1 pseudogene is annotated in these 262 nt (G+C 32.4%); it reads left to right on the top strand.

The annotated features are described in order from the left end of the window. Positions 1 to 57: 57 nt before the first annotated feature. Positions 58 to 262 (top strand): annotated as a pseudogene (locus COE25_RS31205) (RNA-guided endonuclease InsQ/TnpB family protein); the annotation flags it as partial.

A 262-nucleotide genomic window follows, 5' to 3' on the forward strand; every position in this document is an offset into this window, starting at 1 on the left:
TTGGTATAATGGGAATATAAACAGAACGTTTGTTCCTTTTGGAGAGGGGTGAATGAAATGTATCGATCCTATAAAATACAAATTCAGTCGGAACATGAATTGTTCGACTACTGTGACTCACTCTGTTTTAACGCGAAAAACTTGTACAATATCACCAACTACTATATTAGACAGGTTTACACAGCTTTAAACAAAGAAACAAGAAATGAAAATCAACTTCAAGTTCTAACAGATATTCAAATCCATTTACCTCAAATGAATA

Origin of the sequence: Bacillus sp. AFS031507 (assembly GCF_002584635.1) — a bacterium.
In the GTDB taxonomy this organism is placed as follows: domain Bacteria; phylum Bacillota; class Bacilli; order Bacillales; family Cytobacillaceae; genus Neobacillus.